The organism is Stenotrophomonas sp. YJH_SMC_135 (assembly GCF_059372355.1).
In genome coordinates this window covers 59,979-85,548 of the sequence record NZ_JCAFVN010000008.1, presented here as the reverse complement: position 1 = coordinate 85,548, position 25,570 = coordinate 59,979, and the positions used below count along the sequence as shown (strand labels likewise).

The 25,570-nt window shown below is 67.0% G+C and carries 22 protein-coding genes; 15 read left to right on the top strand and 7 right to left on the bottom strand.

What is annotated here, in order from left to right; all coding sequences use genetic code 11:
- Nucleotides 1-23 precede the first annotated feature (23 nt).
- Both AC5P98_RS20065 and AC5P98_RS20060 read left to right on the top strand, forming a co-directional pair.
- The gene (locus tag AC5P98_RS20065) at nucleotides 24-1,769 is read left to right on the top strand and encodes a putative porin (protein ID WP_049404360.1); all 1,746 of its coding nucleotides are present in this window, start codon (nucleotides 24-26) and stop codon (nucleotides 1,767-1,769) included.
- 98 nt (nucleotides 1,770-1,867) lie between these two features.
- Nucleotides 1,868-2,197: a hypothetical protein gene (locus AC5P98_RS20060; protein ID WP_005409871.1), complete on the top strand. Its 330-nt coding sequence runs from the start codon at nucleotides 1,868-1,870 to the stop codon at nucleotides 2,195-2,197.
- An 8-nt stretch (nucleotides 2,198-2,205) separates the two neighbouring features.
- Here the strand turns inward: AC5P98_RS20060 and AC5P98_RS20055 are convergent, their stop codons facing one another.
- The 4 genes from AC5P98_RS20055 to AC5P98_RS20040 all read right to left on the bottom strand — a co-directional run bounded on the left by AC5P98_RS20055 (nucleotide 2,206) and on the right by AC5P98_RS20040 (nucleotide 5,038).
- On the bottom strand, nucleotides 2,206-2,604 hold the full coding sequence (locus tag AC5P98_RS20055) for an OsmC family protein (protein WP_049404363.1): 399 nt from the start codon (nucleotides 2,602-2,604) through the stop codon (nucleotides 2,206-2,208).
- 117 nt (nucleotides 2,605-2,721) lie between these two features.
- On the bottom strand, nucleotides 2,722-3,363 hold the full coding sequence (locus tag AC5P98_RS20050; protein ID WP_032962577.1) for a hydrolase: 642 nt from the start codon (nucleotides 3,361-3,363) through the stop codon (nucleotides 2,722-2,724).
- 55 nt (nucleotides 3,364-3,418) lie between these two features.
- The gene (locus AC5P98_RS20045) at nucleotides 3,419-4,099 is read right to left on the bottom strand and encodes a hydrolase (protein ID WP_014647352.1); all 681 of its coding nucleotides are present in this window, start codon (nucleotides 4,097-4,099) and stop codon (nucleotides 3,419-3,421) included.
- A 72-nt stretch (nucleotides 4,100-4,171) separates the two neighbouring features.
- Nucleotides 4,172-5,038, bottom strand: a complete 867-nt coding sequence (locus tag AC5P98_RS20040) for a pirin family protein (protein WP_049407287.1) — start codon at nucleotides 5,036-5,038, stop codon at nucleotides 4,172-4,174.
- A gap of 149 nt (nucleotides 5,039-5,187) precedes the next feature.
- On the opposite strand from AC5P98_RS20040, the gene AC5P98_RS20035 reads away from it, so the two are divergent.
- The 10 genes from AC5P98_RS20035 to AC5P98_RS19990 all read left to right on the top strand — a co-directional run bounded on the left by AC5P98_RS20035 (nucleotide 5,188) and on the right by AC5P98_RS19990 (nucleotide 16,628).
- The gene (locus AC5P98_RS20035) at nucleotides 5,188-6,114 is read left to right on the top strand and encodes a LysR family transcriptional regulator (RefSeq protein ID WP_049407285.1); all 927 of its coding nucleotides are present in this window, start codon (nucleotides 5,188-5,190) and stop codon (nucleotides 6,112-6,114) included.
- A gap of 128 nt (nucleotides 6,115-6,242) precedes the next feature.
- Nucleotides 6,243-6,746 carry an RNA polymerase sigma factor gene (locus AC5P98_RS20030; RefSeq protein ID WP_495230180.1) on the top strand — a complete coding sequence of 168 codons (504 nt, stop codon included), beginning with the start codon at nucleotides 6,243-6,245 and terminating at the stop codon, nucleotides 6,744-6,746.
- Nucleotides 6,747-6,828: 82 nt separating this feature from the next.
- Nucleotides 6,829-7,785: a FecR family protein gene (locus AC5P98_RS20025; protein WP_049407283.1), complete on the top strand. Its 957-nt coding sequence runs from the start codon at nucleotides 6,829-6,831 to the stop codon at nucleotides 7,783-7,785.
- A 183-nt stretch (nucleotides 7,786-7,968) separates the two neighbouring features.
- The gene (locus tag AC5P98_RS20020) at nucleotides 7,969-11,085 is read left to right on the top strand and encodes a TonB-dependent receptor (protein WP_049407281.1); all 3,117 of its coding nucleotides are present in this window, start codon (nucleotides 7,969-7,971) and stop codon (nucleotides 11,083-11,085) included.
- A gap of 52 nt (nucleotides 11,086-11,137) precedes the next feature.
- Nucleotides 11,138-11,902, top strand: a complete 765-nt coding sequence (locus AC5P98_RS20015) for a Slam-dependent surface lipoprotein (RefSeq protein WP_100450155.1) — start codon at nucleotides 11,138-11,140, stop codon at nucleotides 11,900-11,902.
- An 89-nt stretch (nucleotides 11,903-11,991) separates the two neighbouring features.
- Nucleotides 11,992-13,446, top strand: a complete 1,455-nt coding sequence (locus AC5P98_RS20010) for a surface lipoprotein assembly modifier (protein WP_049407279.1) — start codon at nucleotides 11,992-11,994, stop codon at nucleotides 13,444-13,446.
- A gap of 136 nt (nucleotides 13,447-13,582) precedes the next feature.
- On the top strand, nucleotides 13,583-13,987 hold the full coding sequence (locus AC5P98_RS20005; protein WP_014647345.1) for a response regulator: 405 nt from the start codon (nucleotides 13,583-13,585) through the stop codon (nucleotides 13,985-13,987).
- 9 nt (nucleotides 13,988-13,996) lie between these two features.
- Nucleotides 13,997-15,583, top strand: coding sequence for a sensor histidine kinase (locus AC5P98_RS20000; RefSeq protein ID WP_046430927.1), 1,587 nt, complete (start codon nucleotides 13,997-13,999; stop codon nucleotides 15,581-15,583).
- 70 nt (nucleotides 15,584-15,653) lie between these two features.
- The gene (locus AC5P98_RS19995; RefSeq protein ID WP_014647343.1) at nucleotides 15,654-15,995 is read left to right on the top strand and encodes a type II toxin-antitoxin system prevent-host-death family antitoxin; all 342 of its coding nucleotides are present in this window, start codon (nucleotides 15,654-15,656) and stop codon (nucleotides 15,993-15,995) included.
- A 3-nt stretch (nucleotides 15,996-15,998) separates the two neighbouring features.
- A complete protein-coding gene (locus AC5P98_RS19990; protein ID WP_014647342.1) occupies nucleotides 15,999-16,628 on the top strand; it encodes an ATPase in 630 nt (209 codons plus the stop codon).
- A gap of 72 nt (nucleotides 16,629-16,700) precedes the next feature.
- Here AC5P98_RS19990 and proP read toward each other — a convergent pair whose 3' ends face one another.
- Nucleotides 16,701-18,191 carry a glycine betaine/L-proline transporter ProP gene (proP, locus tag AC5P98_RS19985; RefSeq protein ID WP_049407277.1) on the bottom strand — a complete coding sequence of 497 codons (1,491 nt, stop codon included), beginning with the start codon at nucleotides 18,189-18,191 and terminating at the stop codon, nucleotides 16,701-16,703.
- A 569-nt stretch (nucleotides 18,192-18,760) separates the two neighbouring features.
- On the opposite strand from proP, the gene AC5P98_RS19980 reads away from it, so the two are divergent.
- Nucleotides 18,761-19,177 carry a host attachment family protein gene (locus tag AC5P98_RS19980; RefSeq protein WP_014037377.1) on the top strand — a complete coding sequence of 139 codons (417 nt, stop codon included), beginning with the start codon at nucleotides 18,761-18,763 and terminating at the stop codon, nucleotides 19,175-19,177.
- Between the two features lie 5 nt (nucleotides 19,178-19,182).
- A complete protein-coding gene (locus tag AC5P98_RS19975; protein WP_049407275.1) occupies nucleotides 19,183-19,506 on the top strand; it encodes a thioredoxin family protein in 324 nt (107 codons plus the stop codon).
- Between the two features lie 59 nt (nucleotides 19,507-19,565).
- Here the strand turns inward: AC5P98_RS19975 and AC5P98_RS19970 are convergent, their stop codons facing one another.
- Both AC5P98_RS19970 and AC5P98_RS19965 read right to left on the bottom strand, forming a co-directional pair.
- A complete protein-coding gene (locus tag AC5P98_RS19970; RefSeq protein ID WP_032962604.1) occupies nucleotides 19,566-19,808 on the bottom strand; it encodes a hypothetical protein in 243 nt (80 codons plus the stop codon).
- Nucleotides 19,809-20,225: 417 nt separating this feature from the next.
- Entirely contained in the window at nucleotides 20,226-22,535 is a 2,310-nt protein-coding gene (locus AC5P98_RS19965) for an autotransporter family protein (protein ID WP_495230179.1), read from the bottom strand.
- Between the two features lie 348 nt (nucleotides 22,536-22,883).
- Here AC5P98_RS19965 and AC5P98_RS19960 point away from each other — a divergent pair, with 348 nt between their 5' ends.
- Entirely contained in the window at nucleotides 22,884-25,235 is a 2,352-nt protein-coding gene (locus AC5P98_RS19960) for a GH92 family glycosyl hydrolase (RefSeq protein WP_049407270.1), read from the top strand.
- The last annotated feature ends 335 nt before the right edge of the window (nucleotides 25,236-25,570 follow it).

The window sequence follows — 25,570 nt, the reverse complement described above, 5'->3', positions numbered from 1 at the left end:
CCCTTCTTTCGATGAGAACCGTGATGAACGACCACGTCCGCGCACGAACCGATTCCCGACGCCCGCGGCCGGCCCGACGGGCGCTGCTGTGCTGCGCCGTGCTGCTCAGCCTGGCCGCCCCGACCGGTGCGATGGCCGCCGAAACGACCATGGTCAAGCTGATCAAGGGCCTGATCGCCAGCGGCGCACTGAAACCCGAAGATGGCCAGGCATTGCTGGTGCAGGCCGAGGCCGAAGCGGCGGCCGCCCAGCGCAGTACAGCCACCGCGACCTCGGCCGCCAGTGGCGGTGTCGCCCTGGAAGCCGGCGACGTGCGCGTGCCCTACGTGCCGCAGAGCGTGCGCGACGGCATCCGTGACGAAGTACGCCAGGACGTGATGGCGCAGGCCAGGTCCGAGGGCTGGGCGGCACCGAACGAAGTGGCTGAATGGACCAAGCGCATCAAGGTCACTGGTGACATGCGCGTGCGCAGCGAATCGCGCTTCTTCTCCGAACGCAACAGCGACATCGTGAGCAACTGGTCGTCGATCAATTCCGGCAACGGCTTCGACACCAACACCAACACCAACCTGCAGCTGCCACCGCTGCTGAACACCCGCCAGGACCGCCGCAACCTGTGGCGCATCCGCGCCCGCCTGGGCATCGAGGCGACCATCGGCCAGCACACCACGGCCGGTGTGCGCCTGGCCAGCGGCAGCAGCAATGGCCCGGTGTCGACCACCGAGCAGCTGGGCGGTGGCCTGAGCAAGAAGGACGTGTGGCTGGACCAGGCCTGGCTGGCCTACAGCCCGGCCGACTGGGTGACGGTGCGCGGCGGCCGCTTCGGCAATCCGTTCTGGACCAGCGACACGCTGTTCTCCAACGACCTCAACTTCGACGGCCTGGCCGCCAACCTGCAGTACGACTTCGGCGGCGGTGACCTCGGCCTGTTCGGTAATCTGGCGGTGGTACCGCTGGAGTACACCTCCGACAGCTCGCCCAGCCAGAGCCGGGTCAAGACCCCGAACGAGAACAAGTGGCTGTCCGGTGCGCAGGTGGGCGTGAACTGGCGCTTCAATGACGACAACGCGCTGCGCGCGGCACTGGGCTACTACGACTTCAAGAACATCAGCGGCCGCCTGTCCTCGCCGTGCGCGCTGTATGCGGGCGCAGTGGGCTGCGACACCGACTGGTCGCGTCCGGCGTTCATGCAGAAGGGCAACACCCTGATGCTGATCCGCGACATCGCGCGCAATCCGCTGGATCCGGCCAATACGCCCACCCCGCAGTATGTCGGCCTGGCCTCGGCATTCCGCCTGGCCACGCTGAACCTGCGCTGGGATACGCAGCTGGCCCAGGACGTCGGCCTGCGCCTTGAAGGCGACTACATCCGCAACCTGGCCTACGACAAGCAGGCGATGTTCAGTCGCGCCAACAACGGCATCGTCAACAACTACGGTGCCGGTGGTGCCGCCAGCATCGACACCTTCCGCAGCGGCGACACCGCATGGATGCTGCAGGCCGCCTTCGGTGCCACCGAGCTGAAGGAGAAGGGCCAGTGGCAGGCGCTGCTGGGCTACAAGCACATCGAGGCCGATGCGCTGCCGGATGCCTACAACGATCCGAACTTCCACCTCGGTGGCACCAACGCCCGCGGCTACTACGTGGGCGGTGCCTATGCGCTGGACGCGCGCAGCTGGATCAGCGGCAAGTGGATGGCGGCCAAGGAAGTGTCCGGTGCGCCGCTGTCGATCGACGTGTTCCAGCTGGAGTTCAACACCGGCTTCTGAGTAGCGGGCGTGATGCGGATCACGTAGTGCGTGGCGGGGGCGCAGCGATGCGCCCGTCTAGGGAAAGGAGACCACGCGTTGTTCAAAAGGAGGAGTGGATGAGCCGTCGCAAGCTGTTCGAGAGTCCCGAACCGTCCAGCCAGATGCTGGGTGTTGGACCGGCCTATGTTTCCGTGGAGGGCCTGCGCCAGCACCTGGCCGAGTTCCTGCTGTACGCGGGCCGGCCGGTGGTGATCATGCGCGGGCGCAGCGAAGTGGGCTACTTCCTGCCGGCGCGCTGCTGGCGCCAGCGTGACGATGATCCGCTGGCGGCCGCGGCCGCCGACCAGCTGCTGGATGCCGCCGGGTTCCAGGCCGAAGACATCCAGCAGGTGGAGCAGGAATTCAACGCGATGCGCCAGCGCACGGTGTTGCATTCACGGCGCTGAGCCCTCTGTTACGCCGCCGCCCCACGCTCACTGGTGATGCGTGCACCTTCGCGCATCACCAGGGTCACCGGGGTCTTTTCCACCACCTCCAGCAATCGCTGCCACTGCGCATCGCTCAGCTCGGCACTGGCATGCAGCACGCGGTGCACGTGGAGGCGCCCGTCCTCATCACGTTCCGAGCGCAGCTCGGCATGGAACTCGCCCAGGTCCCAGCCCTTGCGCTGCGCGTACATGCGCAGGGTGATGGCGGTGCACGCCGCCAGCGAGGCCAGGTACAGGTCGAACGGCGCGAAGCCCTTGCCCTGGCCGCCCAACGAGGCAGGCTCGTCCGCATCCACATCGAAGCTGCCATTGCTGATGTGGTGCAGGTAATTGTCGGCGGTTGAAACAATGCGTGCGTAGGCCATCACATTCTCCATCTGTCCATGGCGTCGAGCCACGCTCGACCAAACCCACTGTAGCGTCGAGCCATGCTCGACGGCTCCCCAAAGGCGGCGCCAGTCAGGACCGGCGCCGCCACCCGGTTACTCGGTACGATCGTACGAGAACTGGATGCCCGCCGTACCGCCGGTTTCAATGAAGAGGTTCATGAAGGCCGGCACCGTTTCCGAACGGGCCCAGTCGCGCTGCAGCTCGCAGAACAGCTGCGGCACGCTGATCAGCTGGCCGCCGGCCTGTTCGATGCGGCGCAGCGCGGCATCGTGCGCGGCCAGCGAGGTGCCGCCGACGGCGTCGACCACCACATACACCTCATAGCCTTCCTTCAACGCATCCAAGGCCGGGAAGGTCAGGCAGGCCTCGGTCCACAGCGCGGTCATGATCAGCTTGCGGCGGCCGGTGGCTTCCACCGCCCTGCGGAACTGGACGTCTTCCCAGGAATTGATGGTGGTGCGGTCGTAGGTCGGATAGTCACCCAGCACCTGGCGCAGCTGCGGAATCGGCGGCTTGTTCAGGCCGGTCTTGACGTTCACCGTCGAATGCACGATCGGCAGGCCATAAGCCACTGCGGCTTTGGCAGTGCCGACGATGTTGTTGACCAGCAACTGGCGGTCCATCGAAGCAATGGAGTTCACCTGCACCGGCTGGTAGTCGATGATGATGAAGGCGGAGTTCTGCGGGGTCAGCAGATGATCGCTGGCCGGGTCGCGGATCGGTTCACTGGACATGATGGGTCTCCGGTTGAGAGGCGTGCCGACAGCGGGCCGGCACCCCGGGCGTAGGTCAGCTGCGCTGCGAATCCAGCGGCTCGTGGTTCTTCTGCACGTCCTGCGCCTTCAGGTAGCTTTCGATCAGCAGCTGGTAGTTCGGGAAGATCTTCGTGTAGACCTCGGCCCACTGCTGGGCATCATCGCGGTTCCAGCTGCGCTGGATCTCCGAGGCCACCGCGGCGGTGTCCATCGGCACCACGCCGGCCTGCACCACCCGGGCCAGGGTGATCTCCTCGGCCATCTTCGAATAGGTGCCCGAGGCATCGATGACCGCGAACACCTGATAGCCATCGGCAACGGCGGCAATGGACGGGAAGGCCATGCACACGCTGGTGATGGTGCCGGCAATGATCAGCTGCCTGCGGCCGGTGGCCTTCACTGCGGCAACGAATTCCGGATTGTCCCATGCGTTGATCTCGCCCTTGCGCGCCACGTACCGGGCATGCGGGGCTGCGTCGTGGATCTCCGGGATCAGCGGGCCGTTCGGGCCCTGCGGAACAGAGGCAGTGGTGATCACCGGCATCTTTGCCAGCGTGGCCATCCTGGCCAGCGCGGTGGCGTGGGCGCGCACGCGGGTGAACGGCATGTCACCGATGGTCTGGAACAGACCGCTCTGATGGTCGATCAGCAGCATCGCGGCGTTGTCCGGATCGATCACCGGGCGGGCACCGTTGAAGTTGGCGGGGGTACTCATGGTCAGTCTCCTGGAAAAAGCGGGCGATGGCCCGGAGGGTGCGGCGGGCCATCGCCCGCCGCTTTGAAACGATCAGTGCGCGATCCGGCCGAAGCGGCCGCTGTTGAAGTCGTTGACCGCCTGCGCGATCTCGGCCTGGCTGTTCATCACGAACGGGCCATAGCCCACCACCGGCTCGTCGATCGGCTCACCGCTGAGCAGCAGTACGGTGGCGTCGCTGTCGGCGTCGACGAACACGTCCTCGCCGCTGCGGTCGAAGGTGACCAGCTGCGCTTCGCCGACCGGCTGGCCGCCGTTGATCCGCACCGTGCCCTTCAGCACCACAAGCGCCAGCGTGCGGCCCTCGGCCACCGGCAGGTCGGTGTGGTGGCCCTGCTGCAGGCGGATGTCCCAGACATCCATCGGCGTGTGGGTGCGCGCCGGGCCGGCATGACCGTGGAAGCGGCCGGCGATGACCCGCACGCGGCCGGCGCCATCGGGCAGATCCACCGAGGGAATCTCTGCGTCGAGCAGGGTCTGGTAGCCCGGTGCGCCCATCTTGTCGCGCGCCGGCAGGTTCACCCACAGCTGGACCATGTCCAGCGTGCCGCCGCGCCTGCTGAATTCCGGCGTGTGGAATTCCTCGTGGAGGATGCCGGAGGCAGCCGTCATCCACTGCACGTCACCCGGGCCGATGGTGCCGCCGGCCCCGGTCGAATCGCGGTGGGCGACCTCACCCTCATAGACGATGGTGACGGTCTCGAATCCGCGATGCGGATGCTGGCCGACGCCACGCGGCGTATTGCTGGGGGCGAAGGTGTACGGGCCGGCATAATCCAGCAGCAGGAACGGGCTGAGGTGCTGGCCGTGGGTGTTGTAGGAAAACATCGAGCGGGCGGGGAATCCGTCGCCCACCCAGTGCGGGCGGGGGGCGCTGTAGGTACCGGTGACACGCTTCATGGCGATCTCCTGGCCGGGGCTGCCGGCCGCTGTTCTTCGTTGCGAAGACGATATCGCCGTGACAATAAGGCCGGTAGACGCCAGTATTTGCCGTCATAGTCCTATCTGGTGAACAATGTCTGCAGGCCGTGGCCGCAGGAGATCGCCCCGTGTTCATCGCAGATATCCGCCGTTGTGACCTCAACGACCTGTTCTACTTCGCCATGGTGGTCGAGCATGGCGGCTTCTCGCAGGCCGGCCGGGCGCTGGCGATGCCGAAGTCGAAACTGAGCCGGCGCATCGCGCTGCTGGAGGAACGGTTGGGCGTGCGCCTGATCCAGCGTTCGACCCGGCGCTTTTCGGTCACCGAGGTCGGCCAGGACTACTACCGCCACTGCAAGGCCATGCTGGTCGAAGCCGAAGCGGCCGAGGAAGCCATTGCGATGTCACGTGCCGAGCCGCGCGGCACCATCCGCCTGGCGTGCCCGATCGCGATCCTGCACGCGCGCATCGGCACGATGCTGGCCGATTTCCTGGCCCTGCACCCGCAGGTGACGGTGCAGCTGGACGCCACCAACCGGCGCGTCGATGTGGTGGGCGAGGGCGTGGACGTGGCGATCCGCGTGCGGCCGCCGCCGCTGGAGGACAGTGACCTGGTGGTACGCGTGCTGGCGCGCCGGGTCTGGTGCACCAGTGCCAGCCCGGCGCTGCTGCAGCGGCTGGGCACGCCGCAGGTGCCGGCCGACCTGGCGATGATGCCGACCGTGGATCTGGCATCGGCCAGCCAGCAGCATGCCTGGGAATACACCGGGCCGGGCGATGTGCTGGCCAGCGTGCACCATCGCCCGCGGCTGGTCAGCGATGACATGATCGCGTTGCGCACCGCCGCGGTGGCCGGGGTGGGCCTGCTGATGCTGCCGCGGATGATGATCAGCGACGAGCTGGCCCGTGGCGCGCTGGTGCCGGTACTGCCGGAGTGGGTGCCCAAGCACGGCATCGTGCACGCGGTGTTCCCGTCGCGACGCGGCCTGTTGCCTGCGGTGCGTGCGCTGATCGACTACCTCGCCGAACGCTTCGAGGCGCTGGAGGAACCCTAGGTCTTCCATCCACGCCATGCGTGGATGATGTCGGGGCTGCAGCTTGCCGCCTGCGGCCGTGCAGCCCACAATCCACGTCCGGACCGTCGCCATCACGCCCATCATTCCCCGGTCCGGCCTTGGCACCTATGTCTCCCAATGCCCTGGCGCTGGTCGAGCTGCTGATCCGCGAGCGCCGTGCGTTGTCCCGCTTCGTCGCGCGCTACCTCGACCCGGCCAGCACCGAGGACACTCTGCAGAACCTGTACCTGAAGGCCAGCAGCGTGCCCGGCGATCCGCCCATCCTCGAGCCGCGCGGCTATCTGTACCGGATGGCCTACCACCACGCGCTCATCCGCAGCCAGGCCGACGCCCGCGAGCGGCGCGCGATGGCCGAGTACGCGACCGGCATGGCCGAGGCAGGCCACGACGGCGAGGCGCAGGCGCTGGACCAGGCGCAGCTGCGCGAGATCACCCAGACCATCCTGGCCCTGCCGGCCCAGGTACGCGAGTGCTTCGTGCTCAACCGCTACCTGGGCCTGAGCGAACGCGAGATTGCCGCGCGCCTGGGGATCTCCAAGAGCCTGGTCGGCAAGCATGTGCTGCGCGCAGCGCTGCTGATCCAGCAACAGCAGCGGGGAATGGGCCGATGAGCGGCGATTGCCGTGGGCAGATCGTGCCCGCCGTTGTCACAACAGGAAGGCGCACCCGTTCGTGGTGCGGCAGGCCACAACCATGACCACGTCCGAACCCTCGCCGCGTCAGGCCAGGCAGGCGTTGCGCTGGGTGATACGGTGCAGTGCAGGCCCGTTGCCGGAACGCCAGCAACGCACCCTGCAGCGCTGGCTGCAGTCCGATCCGCGCCATGCGCTGGCCTGGCGCCAGCAGCAGGCCTTCTGGCAGCGGTTGGACGCTGCCGGGCCCGAGGTGCTGGCCGCGCTGCCCGCGCTGACCGGCGACCGCCAGGGGCTGCGGCCGATCGCACCGCGCCGTCGCCTGCCGTGGCTGCTGGCATCGGCTGCGGCCGTGGTGCTGATGGTCGCGGCCGCTCCGCATGCGTTGCTGCTGGCGCGCAGTGATGTGCGCAGCAGCGATGCGCCACGAGTGGTGCAGCTGGCCGATGGCAGCACGGCGGTACTCGATGCCGGCACCGCGCTGGCACTTTCGTTCGATGACCGGCAGCGCCACCTGCGCCTGCTGCGCGGCCAGGCCTGGTTCCAGGTAGCGCACGAGGCTCGCCCGTTCCAGGTCGAGGCAGCGGGCGGCCTGGTCCGTGACATCGGCACTGCCTTCAGCGTGTCGATGCTGGATACCACGGTCACCACCCAGGTCAGCGCGGGCGTGGTCGATGTGCGCCCGGGCGATGGCAGCGTGCAGCGCCTGCATGCCGGACAGGCACGCGCGTTCCGTGACGGGCACTGGCTGCAGCCGGTGCAGCTGGAAGATCCGGAGAGCATGGCGCCGTGGCGGCGTGGCGAGGTAGTGATCGATGATCGGCCGGCCGCGCAGGCCATCGCCGACCTGGCGCGCTACCGTCGTGGCCCGGTCTGGGTACTGGGCGGGCAGGGCGCACGCGTACGGGTCAGTGGCCTGTTCCACCTGCAGCAACCGGACACGGCCATCGTCGCCGTGGCCGCGCAGGCGGGACTGCGCGTGCAGCGCTTGCCCGGTGGTGCGTTGCTGCTGTGGTGAAGCACCCGCGGAACATGGACGAACCGGTCGCATGAAAAAAACATGAAAAAACCGTGGGCAGTCGTCGCAGCCCGCTGTCTATAGAGGTATAGCCAGAGCGAAACAGCGTTTCTTCTCAAGCCAGACACACCACCGGGCACCGGACGTGTCCGTGGTCCCGCCCCGCTTGAGGAGTTCCTGTCCATGCCGTCCACGGCATCCGCCTGTCATCGTCGCGCCACCGCTCTGGCCCTGGCTGTTTCCACCGCATTGCTGCAGTTGGCCTGGGTGCCGGCCGGGCAGGCGCAACCGGCGGTCGTCGCGCCGCTGCGCCAGTACGCCATTCCGGAACAGCCCCTGGCCGACGCCGTGCGTGCCTTTGGCCGCCAGGCCGATGTGCAGGTGGTGTTCCGCAGTGACCTGGTGGAAGGCCGTCGCTCCAGCGCGGTGAGCGGCGAGTACAGCCAGATGCAGGCCCTGCAGCTGCTGCTGCGTGGCAGCGGCGTGCGCGCGCAGCGTGGCATGGACGGCACCTGGAGCCTGCGTGCCGTAGCGGAGGCGGGTGAAGGGGAAGGGGTGCGGGTGACCGAGACACTGGACGTGGCCGGTCGCCTGCAGTCGGAAGGGGGCGAGGCCCGCGATCGGCGCGGCTACGATGATGTGTTCGCGCTGGACATGGCCACGGCGTATTCGGGGCGCGACCGGGTGGAGCGCTACCGCGGCTCCAATCCGGCCGACGTGGTCAAGGATCTGGTCGGTGTGTTCAGCGGCGATGCGCGCAACAGTGGCGCGCTGGACATCAACATCCGCGGCATCCAGGGGCCGGGGCGGGTGCCGGTCAGCATCGACGGCGGCGAGCAGGCACTTACGGTCTGGCGCGGCTACAACGGCGTCAGCAACCGCAACTACATCGATCCCAACCTGATAGGTGGCATCCAGGTCATCAAGGGGCCGGGGCTGGTGCGCGATGTGCACAGCGGGATCGGTGGCGCGCTGGTGATCAAGACCATCGACGTCGATGACATCGTGGAAGCGGGTGAGCGCTTCGGCGGGGAGCTGAAGATCGAAGGCAGCAGCAATGCGGTGGCGCCACGCCTGCCGCGGCTGCATACCGGCGAGGACTACCGCACGGTGCCCGGGTTCCCGCAGGGCTCGCCCTCGGCACCGTATGCCGACAGCACGCTGCTGGTGCCGGTGAAGTCGCGCGGTTCGGAAGCCAATGTGTTCGCCGGCGAGGACCAGGCCTGGCGGCTGGCGCTGGGCCTGCGCGGCGAGCACGTGGACCTGATGGCCGCGTATGCCTGGCGCAAGCGCGGCAACTACTTCTCCGGCACCCAGGGCACGGCGTACTACGACCAGGACCCGCGCGAGCAGTTCGAGTACAAGGGCCTGGACTACATCACCACGCTGGCGCGCTACTTCAAGCCCGGCGACGAGGTGCCCAACACCTCCAGCGAGCAGGAATCGTGGCTGCTGAAGGCGACCTGGCAGATCAACGATGACCAGCAGCTGCGCGCCACCTGGCGGCGTACGCTCTCCCACTACGGCGAGATCATGCCCTCGCGCATCCTGTCCGCGCCCGACTACGGTCGCATCCAGTGGCCGCTCAGCCGCGTCGATGCCGATGCCTGGAACCTGGAATACCACTGGCAGCCTGCCGGCAGCCGCTGGCTGGACCTGCGTGCCAACCTGTGGCGCACCGAAACCACCAGCGATACCTACACCGCCGGCGGCTTCCCCAATTTTGCCAGCAACCCCGACTGGAACCCCGGCAGCAGCCCGATCCTGCGCAATACCGCGCTGGCCAATGCCCGCAACGACCGCACCGGCCTGACCCTGAGCAACCGCTTCGCGCTGCATTCCACCCTGGACCTGACCGTGGGCGGCAACTGGCAGTTCGAGAAACTGCGCTCGGCGGACCCGTACTTTGGCGTCAGCGATGGCTGGCGCATGTACCCGCGCGCCGGGCGTCGCCAGGAAGGCGAGGGCTACCTGGTGCTGGACTGGCGGCCGGTGGATTTCCTCTCCCTGAGCGCCGGCGTGCGCTACGCGCGCTATTGGGCCTTCGATGATTTCCTGCAGGAACACCCGGAGCTGATGACCACCTCTGTGTTCCCCAAAGAGGCCCGCTACCGGGTCAACGAACTGCCCGAACGCCCGGCCAGCCTGCAGGGCGAGATCGACGCCATCGAGGCGCAGCGCGCGTTCTGGGACAGCATCGGCATGGGCTTCATCGTCGATGATCTGCTGAAGGGCCTGCTGAGCAGGTACGAGACGCCGGTGGCGGTGGAGCACAGCATTCCGTGGCTGCCGGATGCGGACGGCAACTACCGCCGTGCCAGCAACCCGTGCCTGAATGGTCAGGTGGCGGCCATTCCCGGGCTGTTGCCGGTGCAGGGCGCGCAGATCCTGTGCAGCATCCAGAGCGGGCGGTCGCAGACGGTGGCCGGCCGCAACGAGCGCAGGCGCGACCATGCCTGGCTGCCGACCTTCTCGGCCACCGCGCATTTCTCGCCCAATGCGCGCGCCTATGTGCGTTACAGCGAGGCGGTGCGTTTCCCCAGCATGTTCGAGAGCACCATCGCGTTCTCCAGCAGCCTGAACCCGCTGTACCCGCTCAAGCCCGAGCACGCCTACAACTACGAAGTGGGCTATGTGTACAACCTGTCCGCACTGTTCGGCAACACCGCCGATGCCGACGTGAAGCTGGCCTACTACGTGCACAAGACCCGCAACGTGATCGAGCGCGACGGCAATTTCCTGTTCGACAACCTGGACAAGCAGCGCATCCGCGGCGTGGAGTTGCAGGCGCGGTTCGACAACCGGCGCTTCTTCACCGACCTGGGCATCACCCGTACGCTGGAAAACAAGGTCTGCGACGAAAGCATGGCGGTGCAGCTCGATGCGCTGGCCGGCAAGGTGCCCAACTGCGTGCAGGACGGCTTCGTCAGTGGCTACCTGCTGACCCAGGCCATTCCCCGGTTGTCGGTGAACGTGTCGCTGGGCACCCGGCTGTTCGATGAGCGCCTGGAGCTGGGCAGCCGCATCGTGCATTACCAGCGCCACCAGAACCCGGACCTGCAGGCCTACCGTGACCGACTGTACGCCGGCAGCGGTGGCCTGATCTGGCAGAACGTGCCGTTCACCTGGGGAAACATCACCACCGTCGATGCCTACGCGCGCTGGCGCTTCAATGACCACGCCAGCGTCGAGCTGGTCGGCACCAACCTAGGCAACCGCTACTACGTCGACCCGGCCACGCGCTCCACGCTGCCGGCGCCGGGGCGCACGCTGAAGCTCGGTGTCACTGCACGCTTCTGATGACCTGCCTCGTTGTTGTACCCGTTGTTCCCTCAACCCAAGGAGTAGTTCCATGAAGATGATCTCCCGTTCCGTACTGGCCATGGCCGCCACCTTCGCCCTGGCCGGTGCCGCCCAGGCCGCCGACATCGTCGGTGCGGCCAGCCCGGCCACCGATTCGCAGCTGTACGTCAAGGTCGGTGCCTCCGAAGTCAACGGCGGCCCGCACAGCGCAGGCAAGGCCGGCATCGGCGTCGGCGCCGTCTCCAACGGCAAGCCGGTCGACTTCCAGGGGCTGGCGGCCTACTCGGCCCCGACCACCGTCAACGGCGTTACCGTGCGTACCCTGGCCATGCCGATCACCGGTACGCCGGGCAGCCATTCCGGCATGGGCCACTTCAACTTCGTCAAGGTGGGCAGTGGCGATGTGTGGTTCGGTGAATGGTCCAAGGACGGCGCCGCAGGTGGCTTCAACAACCGCCAGGTGTACTTCGCTGGTGACCGCGCCGGCACCACCCTGCCCAGCGGTACCGCCACCTACGCGGTGGCCGGCCTGAACCGGTTCAATGGCAGCAACCTGCTCAGCGGCACGTTCGCGGCGAACTTCGGCACTGGCAAGCTGACCGGCGGCCTGACCGGTGGTGGCCAGACCCTGGCGATCAGCGCCAACATCAACAGCGCCGATGCATCCTTCGCCGGCACCGCCGTGGCCAACGGCTCGGTCACCGGCAACAGCCAGGGCCAGTTCTTCGGCGCCAACGCGGCCACGCTCGCCGGTATCGCCACGTTCGCCGGCAACAGCCAGTACGACACCGCCTTCGGCGGCAGCAAGAACTGATCGCCACGCCCCTGACGGGGCAGGGCAGGGACAAGCCGCGATCCGCCAGTCCCTGCTTCGGCCGCTGCATGCACCACCACGGATCGACCATGCGCCATTCCACCTTCCTTGTCGTACTGCTGTTGGCTGCCGCTGATGTGCGCGCCCAGCAGGACGATCTGCGCCGCGTGCTTGAACAGGGCAGCGAACTGCGCCACCAGCAGCAGGACCGGCAGCGCCTGCAACAGGCCGAGTCGGAGCGGCCGACCATCACCATCGATGGCAGGACGCTGCGCGTGGAGCGCACCGTCGACGATCTCGGCCAGGCCCTCTACCTGTCACTGCAGCATCAGCAATGGCGGGCCGCCGCGGCGTTCCTCGAGGAGTACATCGAACTGCAGGGGCATGACCCGCTGCTGCGCCATTACGCGCAGGGGGTGTTGGCCCGCGTGGCCGGCGACCATCGTCGCGCGGCGAAGGAGTACGAAGCGCTGCTGGCGGCGCAGCCGGATTTCCTGCCGGCCCGACTCGAGCTGGCACGTGTCTATGCGGAAGACCAGCGTGATCGCGATGCGGTCGCGCTGTTCACGGCCATCGCTGCAGGCATCAATGCTGATGATCCGGCCACGGCCGGCGTCCGCGCGCGCGTGGACGGTTACCTGGGTGCCCTGCAGGCGCGCCAGCGCTGGAAAGGCGCGCTGTCCGCCGGCCCCGCATGGAGTGACAACATCAACCGCAGCTCGGCCAGCCGCACCTGCCTGTTCGGCGTAGGCGACGCCTGCATCATCGAACGGAAACTGCCCGACGCCCAGCGCGCAGGGGGCCTCGACTACGACGCCAGCCTGGAACGGCGCTGGGTCCTCGACGGGCATCATGGGCTGTACGTGCGCGGTCTCGCCTTCGGTCAGGCATGGCGCGGGCACCGTGCCTACAACGAGCTCAATGCCAATGTGCAGGCAGGTTACAGCTGGCGCAGTGCGCGGCAGACCGTGCTGCTTGCCCCCAGCTATGACGTCCAGGGCCTGGGCAACCATGCGCTGCAGGGCGGCAGTGGCGTGCACGGCGAATGGCAGTACGCCCCGGATGCACGCAGCCTGCTCAAGCTGGAGGCCGACTGGAAGCGCCAGCGGTATCGCCAACAGGGCCTGGCCAGCAACTATGACGGCGAACTGGCATCGGTGTATGCCACCTGGTTCCGTGCGCTCAATCCGCGCTGGACGGTCTTCGCCGGGCTGGATGTCACCGGCAGCAGCGCTGCCGACCCGGCCAACGGCTACCGCCAGCGCGGCTTGCGGCTGGGCGCGGCGCGGCAGTGGAGCGGCACCACGGCCACGGTGTTCGTGTCGCTGCGCCGCCGCGACTACGACGCCTGGAGTCCATTGCTGGAGGCGCGCAGGCAGGACGACGAACAGAACCTGATCGCCATCGTGCGCAGCGAGCGGCTGGCGGTGGCCGGGCTGGTGCCCAGCCTGGGCCTGCGCTACGCCCGCATCGACAGCAACGTCGGCTGGCTGTACAGCCACGACCGCAGCCTGCTCAGCCTGAAATGGGAGCGTGCGTTCTGAACGCGCCGCTGCAATGCCCGGGTGAACGGGCCGTGGCGGCGATCTTCATCGATCATCACGCGCCCTTGTAGCCCGTTTCGCGCATCCTGCAGGCGTTGCGGCAGAGGTGCGCCGCGTGTATCGAGGAGCGCGGGTCGTGCTGGAAGCGGGCAACAAGCCAGAGGGCCTGAAAGGGCTGCGGGTGCTGGTGGCGGAAGATGAATTCGCCATCGCGATGTTCCTGGTGGACTATCTGGAACTGAAGGGGGCGCAGGTGGTGGGACCGGCCGGTGACCTGCAGGCGCTGGGGCGTCTGGTCGATGAGAACCCCATCGATGTCGCCCTGCTGGACATCAACCTGGGGGGTGAACTGGTCTACCCCTTGGCCGACCGCTTGGCGGACGCCGGCACGCCGTTCATGTTGACCTCCGGCTACGATGACAATCTGCCCAGCCGCTTCGCTGGCGCGCCCCGCTGTACCAAGCCCTATCACATCGAGGCACTGGTGCAGCAGCTGGCACGGCTGGTGGCAGGCCCGCAGGCTGCTGCGGGCATCGCCTGATTGCGCGGCATGTCACACCGCATCCAGGGTCTCCCGGCCGTTGAGCGCCCGGCGGGCATGCCGCCGCCGCTGCAGGCGCATGCGCGCCATGACGGCATGGCCGCCCGTATTGCCCGCCACGACTGGTCAGGCACGCCACTGGGTGCGATCGAGCGATGGCCGCCGCACCTGCGCGCCACTGTCGACCTGATGCTGGCCCACGGCTTCCCGATGATCGTGCTGTGGGGCGAGCAGCTGGTGCAGCTCTACAACGATGGCTATGCCGAGATCCTCGCCGACAAGCATCCGGGCGGGCTTGGCCAGCCCACCCGCGAGTGCTGGCCTGAGGTCTGGCACATCAACGGCCCGATCTACCAGCGGGTGTGGCAGGGCGAGACCATCACCTACGAGGACAAGCTCTATCCGCTGGCGCGGCGGGGGCGGCTGGAGGATGTCTGGTTCACCATCACCTACAGCCCCATCCGCGGTGAGGAAGGGCGCATCAACGGTGTGCTTGTCACCATGTTCGAAACGACCGCCGCGCATGTCGCGCAGGCGGCCCGCGAGCGCGAGGAGCAGAAGCGCCGTGAGAGCGACCGGCGCCTGGCGCTGGCATTCAAGGTGCTGCCGGTGGGCGTCTGCATTGTCGATGCCGAAGGCCGACTGCAACTGTCCAACGACCGGATGCGGACCTATCTGCCCACCGGCAAGGTGCCGTCCACTGATCGTCCCAACCACTACCGCTGGCAGGGATGGCACCCCGACGGCTCGCGCATCGAGCCCCATGATTTCGCCATCGCCCGCGCCCTGCGGGGGGAGACGGTGGTCCCCGGCCTGGAGTTCCAGTTCATCCATGACGACGGGCGCGCCCGCTGGACACGCGTCGCCGCTGCGCCGCTGCGCGATGCAGACGGCGAGGTGACCGGGGTGTTCGCCATTGCGGTGGATATCGACGACCTCAAGCGCGCCACCGAGCGCCAGGCGGTGCTGCTGGCCGAACTGCAGCACCGGGTCCGCAACATCATGTCCACCATCCATGCCCTTGCCTGGCGGACGCGCAGCACCGTGGCCAGCGTGGACGAGTACGCCGAGCGGCTGTGCGGGCGTTTGATGTCGCTGGCGCGCACGCAGAGCCTGCTGACCCGCGGCGGCAATGCCGGGGTCTGCCTGCGCGGGATGATCGAAGAGGAAGTGTCGGCGCAGATGCCGGGCACGGGCCTGTGCGAACTGCACGGTGAGGACGTGCTGCTGCCACCGAAAGCGGCCGAGGTGCTGTCGTTGGCCATCCATGAGCTGGCGAGCAATGCGCTGCGCTACGGCGCGGCCGCGCGCGAGGCGGGGCGGATCGAGGTGTCCTGGCATCTGCAGGTGCAGGACGCCGAACCGTGGCTGGGCCTGCACTGGTGCGAGCGCCATGCCGACGTGGAGGGCTGGGAAATGCCACGCCAGCGCGGCCTGGGCCGGGCGCTGATCGAGCAGCGCGTGCCCTACGAGCTGGCTGGCAGCGGCGAGCTGCACTTTGGCCCACAGGGGCTGGATGCGTGGATCCGCTTCCCGCTGCGCGAACGCGACAGCCTGCTGCAGACCGACGCTCCGGACACCGCGCCCCTGCGGTAAAAGGGGATTTATCCCCAATTTGGCCAAATTGGGTATAGTTTCGCTCATCCACCCCGCCTGGAGCCGTGCCATGACCCTGCCGCTGGATCTGCCTGGCCTTGAAAAGGCCCCGGCCTCGTCGGTGAAGACCCGGGGCTGGCCGAGCCTGATGCGCACCGTGCGCGAAAAGCAGGCGCTGGTCATCACCAACCACAACCACCCGGAAGCGGTGATCGTGGACATCCGCACCTACCAGGAACTGCTGGCCAAGGCCGCTGGCGGTGATGCCGGTGAGCGCAGCGAGGAGCTGCAGCGCCTGCGCAGCGAGTTCGACCAGACCCTGGCCGGGCTGCAGCGCGGGGAAGGGCTGGGCAAGGTGCTGGGCCAGCCGATCCGGCGCGGCCGCAAGGTCACCCTTGGCCGTCCGCTCTGATCGATGGGACGCATCCTGGCGTTGGCCGGTGTCAATGGCGCCGGCAAGAGTTCGCTGCTGGGCACCTGGCTGGACGCCGAAGGGCTGAGCTGGTTCAACCCGGACTCGTTCACCCGCCGCCTGGTCGACGCCGGCTGGCCGCTGCCGGACGCCAATGCCGAGGCCTGGCAGGAAGGCACCCGCCGCCTGCGCCAGGCCATGGCCGATGGCACCGACTTCGCCTTCGAGACCACGCTCGGTGGCAACACCATTCCGCGCCTGCTGCGTGAGGCCTGCGAGCGGCACCAGGTGGCGATCTGGTTCTGTGGGCTGGCCGATGTCGGGCTGCACGTCGCCCGTGTGGCCGCGCGGGTGGCCGCCGGTGGCCACGATATTCCGGTGGAGAAGATCCACGCGCGTTTCGATTCGGCGCGCGCGAACCTGCTGGAGCTGCTGCCGCACCTGGCCGAGCTGCATGTCTACGACAACAGCGCGCCGGCCGATGCCGACGGCTGCGTGGTGCCGCTGCCGGTATTGGCCATGGCTGCAGGCCAGCTGCATTACCCGGTCGCAGTGGCCGACCTGTTGCACACGCCGGGCTGGGCCAAGCCCATCGTGATGCGCGCGATGGAATTGGACACCCCGGGTGATTGATGCCGCACGGGGTGCGGAGTCGAACCCATGCTCGGCTGATCCCCTGGAAGTCAGCCGAGCGCGGGCTCGGCTCTACAACGCCGGCTTCGCCTGCTCGGGCTCGGCAACGTCCGGCAGCGGCGGCAAGGTCGGGTCCACCGTCACCGGCACATCGCTCTTCAACAGCGCGGCTGCTTCCTTGTCGCTGCCAACCGCTGGCGGTGAACCGCGCAGCGGCAGGCCGGCGGTTTCCTTCACGAACAGCATGGTTACCAGGCCGATCACCGCCGCGCCCATCAGGTAATAGGCCGGCACCAGCGGGTCGTCGGTACGCTCCACCAGCCACGCGGTCACCAGCGGCGTGGTGCCACCGAACAGCGACACCGACACATTGAAAGCGATCGACAGCGCGCTGTAGCGCACCGGGGTGTAGAACAACGCCGGCAGCGTGGACGGCATCGAGCTGGTGAAGCACACCAGCGCCAGCCCCAGCAGCATCAGGCCGAGGAAGATCAGCCCGTCGTTGCCGCTACCGACCAGCAGCAGGCACGGAATGGCCAGCACCAGCAGCGCGATGCAGGCACCGATGATCATCGGGCGCCGGCCCAGCCGGTCACTGAACAGGCCGCCGGCGATGTTCAGCGGCATCATCACCAGCATCACGATGATGATCAGCAGCAGGCCCTTGCTCTCGGCATAGCCCATCGTGACGCTGAGGTAGCTGGGCATGTAGGTCAGCAGCATGTAATCGGTCACGTTGAACACCAGCACCAGGCCCATGCACACCAGCAGCTGGCGGCCATGCACCTGGAACAGCGCGCCCAGCCCCGGCCGCTCGTGCTCACGCTTCTCGGCTTCCTCGGCGAAGGCGCGGAACGCCGGGGTTTCCTCCAGCTTCATGCGCATGTACAGGCCGAGCAGGCCCAGCGGGCCGGCCACCAGGAACGGAATGCGCCAGCCCCAGTCCAGCATCTGCTCGCTGCTCAGCAGCATGTGCAGCGCGGTGACGGTGCCGGCGCCGGCGATGTAGCCGCCCAGCGTGCCGAACTCCAGCCAGCTGCCCATCAGGCCGCGGTTGCGGTCGGTGGAATACTCGGCGATGAAGGTGGCCGCGCCCCCGTATTCGCCGCCGGTGGAGAAGCCCTGCACCACGCGCGCCAGCAGCAACAGCACCGGTGCCCAGATGCCGATGCGCTCGTAGGCGGGAATCAGGCCGATGGCAAACGTGCCCAGCGCCATCAGGATCATGGTGAACGCCAGCACTTTCTGGCGGCCGTAGCGATCACCCAGCGGGCCGAATACCAGGCCGCCCAGTGGCCGCACCAGGAACGCCACGGTGAAGGTAGCGAACGCAGCGATCACCTGCGCGGTGGGGTTGCTGGAGGGGAAGAACACCTGGCCGATGGTGACGGCCAGATAGCCGTAGACACCGAAGTCGAACCACTCCATGGCATTGCCGAGTGCGGCCGCGCCGACGGCGCGCTTGAGCATGGGCTTGTCGACGACGGTGATCTCATCGACCTTCAGGTGGCGGCGGCGTTTGAACCAGCCGAAATGGGCATGTGCATCGGGGGTGTCCTGCATGGGGGCTCCCTTGTAGGCAGAAGAGGGGAAATGAGCGGTGAGGTAGGTCCCGGAAATCGGAAACGGCGATGCAGGCGCAGGTGGCGCAGGGGCATCGGTGAGTGGCGTGGGGGCCGGGGAATGTGTGCAGGCACGACGCCATGCGCACGGCAAAGCACCGCCGTAACGGCGGAAACGCAGCAACGGGATCACAGCGGTCGCGCAATCAGCGGCCGGCGGTCACAGCAGCGTGGGGAGTGCAGGCCGAGGGCCTGCGGGCGTCATCCGCCAGGATCCAGCGCGAGGCGGTGGAACGGCAGGGCGGGAGCCATCGTGGCAAGCGAAGCGCCGGTCGGCAGTGCTTCCCACGTAACAGGTGCGCCCGTCACGTAGTGGGTCGTGTCGATCATCCGTTCATCATAGCGGCATCGGCGTGAGCATGCAGCGAAGCGGACTGATCTGCACGCTGTGTTCCATCGCGCCTGTTCATGCGCGCGGCATGCAATGACAAGTGTTGAACGAACTCTGGCCGCAGCGCTCACGCGACGCTGTCTACGGTAGCGCTGAACGCAATCGAGAAGGAGCATTGCATGACCCGTCGCATTCCCGAAGGCACGTTGATCATCGTCGCCGATGGCGGTTCGGCCCGCGTGTTCACCAACGTCGGCAGCGAACATCAGCTGGCGTTGAAGCAGGAAGGTGAGCTGCGCCTGCAGGACATCAGCGAGCAGGGCGTCTCCGGTCAGGGCCCGGCTGGCGCGGTGCCGAAGGACATGTCCATTTCGCAGCTCAACGAGGCGACGTTTGCCAAGCAGGTAGCGGAGCAGTTGAACGAAGATGCGCTCAACAACCGCTATGCACACCTGGTGCTGGTGGCAGACCCGACCACGCTGGGCCGTATCCGCCCGCTGCTGCACAAGGAGGTCCAGGCGCGCCTGCTGGGCGATATCGCCAAGGACCTGACCAACGCCCCGCTGGCGGATATCCAGAAAGCGCTGGCGGCGTAACCGGCATGCCGTTCATGCGTGACTACCCGGCGGCGGAGCCTGCGGGCGCGGACGTGGAAGCTCAGGCGGGCTGGCAGCTGCTGGAGTTCGGTGCACCCTGGTGTGGCCATTGCCAGGCTGCGCAGCCTGCACTCCAGGCGTTTGTGGACGCCCACGATCTTGTGCATTGGAAGATCGAGGATGGCAAGGGAAAGCCGCTGGGGCGTGCGTTCAAGGTAAAACTGTGGCCCACCGTGGTGCTGCTGCATGACGGCCAGGAAGTGGCGCGCGTGGTGAGGCCGGTCGACAGCGCCGACCTCGCCACCTTGCAGGGCGCATTGCCAGATTGAGGGCAGCGATCGCTGCGTGCGGTGCGCACGGCGTCGAGCAGGCTCGGCTGCATCGCGGTCTAGTGATAGGTCACCTTCTCCGCTTCCGCACGCAGCTTCTGCAACAGGCACCGCCCATGCTGGCTCAGCATGACCATCGCGTTGGCGATCTCTTTGGCGTTGTAGCCCATCGGTGCGGGCGGCTTCGGCTCGGGGCCGTACTGTTCGCCGATGAGGATGGCCATGCCTTCGGCGCTGTTGAGGGCGTGTTCGATGCGCTGGAAGAGCGACTCCATGGCCGGACTGAGTGGACGTTGGGTCATGCGGGAACTCCTTGGGAAGCGAGGGCCACCGCAAGGGTGGCGGGCGGTGCGAGGTTGGAACTTCGGCTGAGCTACGAGAAAAGCCGGAGGGCCATGCGGCCGCCGCACACCGCCCGCCGTAGTTACGGCAAGCAAATCTCGTAGCTCAAAACGGGGTTCCAATCCCGGCAGCGGGATGTCCGCTGCGGCGCCATCTTGTACGGGTCACGACGTGGAATGCTCATTGATGCTTTCTGCCAAACGGGCAGAATCGAAAGGTCACGTCACTCCCCGCTGCAGATCCCGGCAAACAAGTGTCTGACGCGACAATCCCTGTCGCGCCCTTCACGCCGTGGCCGCGAACCCCAGTCCGGCAGCCACACCTCCCGCCTTGATATCAACCCGCAATCGAATCGATCGCGGGCTGAAGGCGACCGATTACCAGCTGTAACTGACACCCACCTGCGCACTGGTCTGGTGATAGCCACTGGCCTTCTGCAGCGACAGCCCGCCCCAGGCGCCGATGCCGTTGCTGAACTTCACCGACGCGCCGCCACTGAACTCGCCACGGCTGCGCGGCACGCGCGAATCGGCGATCTCGTCATCCATGCGGATCTGCGATTCGGCGCGGGTGTGCAGCCAGTTGGCGGCCAGGTACGGCTGCACCTCCGCCGCGCCATTGCCCCAGCGGGTCACGCCGGACAGGCGCAGGCCTGCACGCCCGAACACGCCATTGGCATTCTCGGTGCTCACCACCGTGCCGTTGGCCTCGGTGTGGCGGTTGCTGTCCCAGCGGCTGTAGCCCACCTGCAGCTGCGGCTCCAGGTAGATGCCGCCGTTGTTGGCACCGCCGACGCGGAACGCGTAGCCGGTTTCCACCGCCCCCTGCCAGGCACGGCTGTCGTAGCGTTCCGTATCCAGGCCGATGCCTACCACGCGATTGCGGAACTGCGCACGCTGCAACGAGCCGTCCACATAGAAGCCTGCATACGGGTCGGCACCGTTGCCGCCGCGCCAGGTACCGTAGATGCCCAGCGCCTCGCCCTTCACCTTGCCGCGGGCGTAGTAGCCGGTCAGCTCATTGGTGGAGGTGCTGCTGGCGTTGCCGCTGGACAGCATCACGCCCACGCTGCTGCCCGAATCGTGACGCCACAGATCGGCACCGACGGTCAGTGCCTGGCTGTTGCCACGGATGTCGAGCTGGCGGCTGATGGCATCGAAGCCGTTACGCGAGCCATCCACGCGGGCCCAGGCGCGGCCGGAGTTCTGGCCGGCATGGCGATCGTGGTAACCCAGCCGGAACATGGTCTGCGCCGCCTGCAGGTTGGCCAGGTAGGCGCCGGGCTCGGGGCGCAGCACCGGCTCCGGATCGACCGGATCGCACTCGGGCAGGCTCGGATCGACCACGCACGGGTCCGGCTGGGTCGGCAGCTGCGAGCGCAGGTACCAGTTGCCGTCGGCGCCGGTGCCTTTGTGCAGGAAGTACTCGTACTGGCCACCCACCGCGCGCCCGGCCAGGTTGAACTGGCCGTTGGAAGCGCCGCCGACGGAGATCAGCTCGATGCCCTTGTCGGTCTGCGCACCCGCGCCGCCGACATTGTTGACGCGCACGTTGGCCGTGCCGCTGGTGTCACCGCCGATGATCAGTTTGTCGGTGGCTGCGTCGTCGCCAGCCAGTACGGTGTTGAAGACGATCGTGCCATCGGCACCGCTGAAGTTGCCAGCCACGTTGAGGGTGTGGAAGGCGGAACCGTCGCCGAGGGACACGGTGCCGTTACCGAGGCTGAGCGCACCGATCGTGGAATTGCCGGTCATGTTCCAGGTGGCCGTGTCCAGCGTGGTACTGGTGACGTTGGTCATGACGCCGGTCAGTACCGCGCCATTGGAAAGCTTGGCGTGCAGCTGCGAGGTTGCATCGGCACGAAGCGTACCCTGCAGTTGTGACGCGCCGACGTTCAGATTCAGCGTACCGCCATCGACGGCTTCAGCAATCACGCCATTGCCGCCGCTTACAGTGCTGCCGTTTAGAACGTTGACAGTGGTTGGGGCGATGATCCCTGCACCGCTGACAACAATGCCCGAGCCGTTTCGACCGGCGATGCGTGACTTGTCGATGGTGAGGACGTTGTCACTGATCGGACTGGTGGGAGTTCCCCCGATGTCCTTCACAACGATGCCGTTCTCATCCCCCATGACGGAAGATCCGTTGGTGATGTTGACGCTTGAGTTCGAGAAGACTGCCAGACCGGACGAGATTTCGGACGGTAGGAGGCCGGCTCCGATGCCGGTTCCATCAATCGTCGTGTTGCTCAGGGTCAGTACGCCACCTTGAACATAGCCTCCGATTCCTTGGCCGATGATGCTCGAGTCAGTGACAGTTGCGGTGCCGGCAGCGCCACCAGAGATGCCATTGGTTACCGCCAATCCCGCGGCGCGGCTGTTCTGTATCCGGGTGCCGGCGATCGTTGCGCTGGAGGAGGCAATCTGGACGGCGGCAAACGGATCGGTGGCGGTGGCTGCTGCCCCCGTCATGGCGAGCGTGGATCCGTCGCTGATGCCTACGGATGTGGCGGCGCTGCCGGTGTTGAACGTCAGTGTGGCACCGTGGGCAGACCAGCCTTCAATGGGGTCTCCAGCATTGACTGTTGCGCTTTCACCCGGGTTGAGGGTGCCGGCCTGGCTGGGACCGGCAACGGCAAGGCCGGCGGCAATGGCCAGCGCAAGGGAACGGCGAACAGCGATCTTCATGACGTACTCCTGTTGGAATCAGAACCTCAGGAAAGGGGACCGCGTTCACTCGTCAGCGTTAATGAGACGCCGAGATGTTGTGAAGCCCAGGTGATACCCGTGCCCTTTTCCGGCCCGCCCGACGCAAACTGCGCGAGAGATCACACAGCGGCAGGAAATGTCGTCACTCGCTTTGCCGCGCCGTTTTGGGCACGGGGACAGTGTGGTGAAGGGGGATGGATCGATCCATGCAATTAATTGCAGTCTTCATTCGCCATAGGCTGTGTGATTGGAACCGTTCAGCCGCACCGCAACATGCGGTGCCAGAACGCGGGTGCTAGGATCTGACCACCACCTGAATCGATCCAAATGCCGATGCCCACGCTGGACCGTCGTCTCCTGATCGCTTTCGCCGCGACCGCCATGCTTGCCTCCGGGGCGGTGCTGGCGGCTCCGTCGACATCCGCCGCCGAACGCGCCTATGGCTCGGTCGACCCGTTCATCGGTACCGGCGGGGAAGGCCATACCTACCCGGGGGCGACGGTGCCGTTCGGCATGGTCCAGCTCAGCCCGGATACGCGTATCCAGCCGCGCGAGAAGGCCTACGGTTGGGCGGCCGGCTACCGCTACGACGACAGCAGCATCGTCGGCTTCTCGCACACCCATTTTTCCGGCACTGGCCATTCCGATCTGGGCGACATCCTGCTGATGCCGTTCACCGGCAGTCCCGGCCTGGAGCGTGGCGATCCCGAGAAGCCGCGCAGCGGCTATGCCTCCCGCTTCCGCCATGATGACGAGAAAGCGGAGCCGGGCTACTACGCGGTCACCTTGGACGATTACAAGGTGCGTGCCGAGCTGACCACCAGTACCCGCGTGGGGGTGCATCGCTATGCGTTCCCCAAGGGCACCGACGCCAAGGTGCTGCTGGACATGCGCACCAGCATGTACGACTACCCGGGCAAGGTGCTGTGGTCGCGGGTGCGGGTGCGCGCCGATGGCACGGTGACCGGCTTCCGCGAGACGCGCGGCTGGGCACCGGGCCGCCAGCTGTATTTCGCGATGCGTTTCTCGCGGCCGCTGGCCGGCCATGAGCTGCACAACACCGAGCAGGACATCGTCTATAAAGGCTTCCCGCCGCCGGGCGAGAAGGATCCGGCGCAGCGCGCCCAGATCGAAGGCCGGCAGCTGGTCGGCACCTTCAACTTCGGCAAGCTGGACGCACCGCTGGTGGTGAAGGTAGCCATCTCGCCGGTCAGCGAGGCCGGCGCCATTGCCAACCTCGACGCGGAAGTGGCCAACTTCGATTTCGATCGCGTGCGTGCACAGGCGAAGCAGGACTGGACGCAGGCGCTGTCGGTACTCGATATCGATGCCCCCGAGCATGCGCGGCGCAGTGCCTATACCGCGCTGTACCACACGATGCTGGGGCCGACGCTGTTCATGGACGCCGATGGCCAGTACCGCGGTTCGGACAACGCGGTGCACAAGGCCGACGGCTTCACGCACTATTCGACGTTCTCGCTGTGGGACACCTACCGCGCGCTGCACCCGTTGCTGACGCTGGTGCAGCCGGAGAAGCGCAACAGCGACTTCGTCAATTCGATGCTGGCCCACCATGAGCACAGTCCGTACGGCATGCTGCCGGTGTGGTCGTTCCATGGCCTGGAAGACTGGTGCATGATCGGCTACCACGCCGTGCCGGTGATCGCCGATGCCTACGTGAAGGGCATTCGTGGCTTCGACGCCGACAAGGCATTGAAGGCGATGGTCGAGACCGCCAACTACGGCCCGTATGACGGTATCGCGCAGTACCGTGAGCTGGGCTATGTGCCGATCGACGAGGAAGGCGAAGCGGCCAGCAAGACGCTGGAGTACGCCTTTGATGACTGGACCATCGCACGCATGGCGCAGGCGATGGGTAAGGCCGATATCGCGGCCACCTTCGACAAACGCGCGGGTAACTGGCGCAACGCGTTCGACAAGGACACCGGCTTCATGCGCGCGCGCAAGCGCGATGGCAGCTTCCGTACGCCGTTCGACCCCAGCGCCAGCGGCTACGGCACCGACTACACCGAGGGCAACGCCTGGCAGTACTCGTGGTACGTGCCGCAGGACGTTGCCGGCCTGGCGGCAGCCCACGGTGGCAGCGACAAGCTGCTCGCGCGCCTGGACGAGGTGTTCAACGCCAAGGTGGATCCGTCCATCTTCGAGCACATGGAAGACATCACCGGGCTGATCGGCTGGTATGCACATGGCAACGAACCCAGCCACCATGTGGCCTACCTGTACTCGTACGCTGGCCAGCCGTGGCGCACCCAGGCGCGCCTGAAGCAGATCATGGACACCCAGTACGCCGACCGTCCGGATGGCCTGGCCGGCAACGATGACGTCGGCCAGATGTCGGCGTGGTATGTGTTCACCGCGCTGGGCTTCTACCCGGTGGCGCCGGGCTCGGGCGAGTACATCCTGGGCCGTCCGTTCCTGCCCAGGACCGCGATGCGTCTTCCGAACGGCAAGACGTTCACCATCGTGGCCGAGGGCCTGGATGACAGGCACACCTATGTGGGCAGCGTGAGCCTCAACGGCAAGCCGCTGCAGCGCACCTTCCTGCGCCATGACGAGATCCTGGCTGGCGGCGAACTGCGCTTCAGCATGCAGGCTGAGCCGAACAAGGACTGCCCGGGGCAGGACGCGCAGGCGCCGTATTCGATGAGCCGGTGATGCCGGGCGGCGCCACATTGCCGCCGTCATTGACCCGCACCTGGTAGGCGCTAACCGTGGTTGGCACGCGGAAGATCAACGGCGCCCACCAAGGTGGGCGTCTACCGGAATCCGTGGGTCGCGGTGCTTTTGGTAGGTGCCAACCTTGGTTGGCACGCAGGACGTCAACGGCGCCCACCAAGGTGGGCCTCTACCGGAACGCGTGGGTCGCGGTGCTTTTGGTAGGTGCCAACCTTGGTTGGCACGCAGGACGTCAACGGCGCCCACCAAGGTGGGCCTCTGCCGGAATCCGTGGGTCGCGGTGCTTTTGGTAGGTGCCAACCTTGGTTGGCACG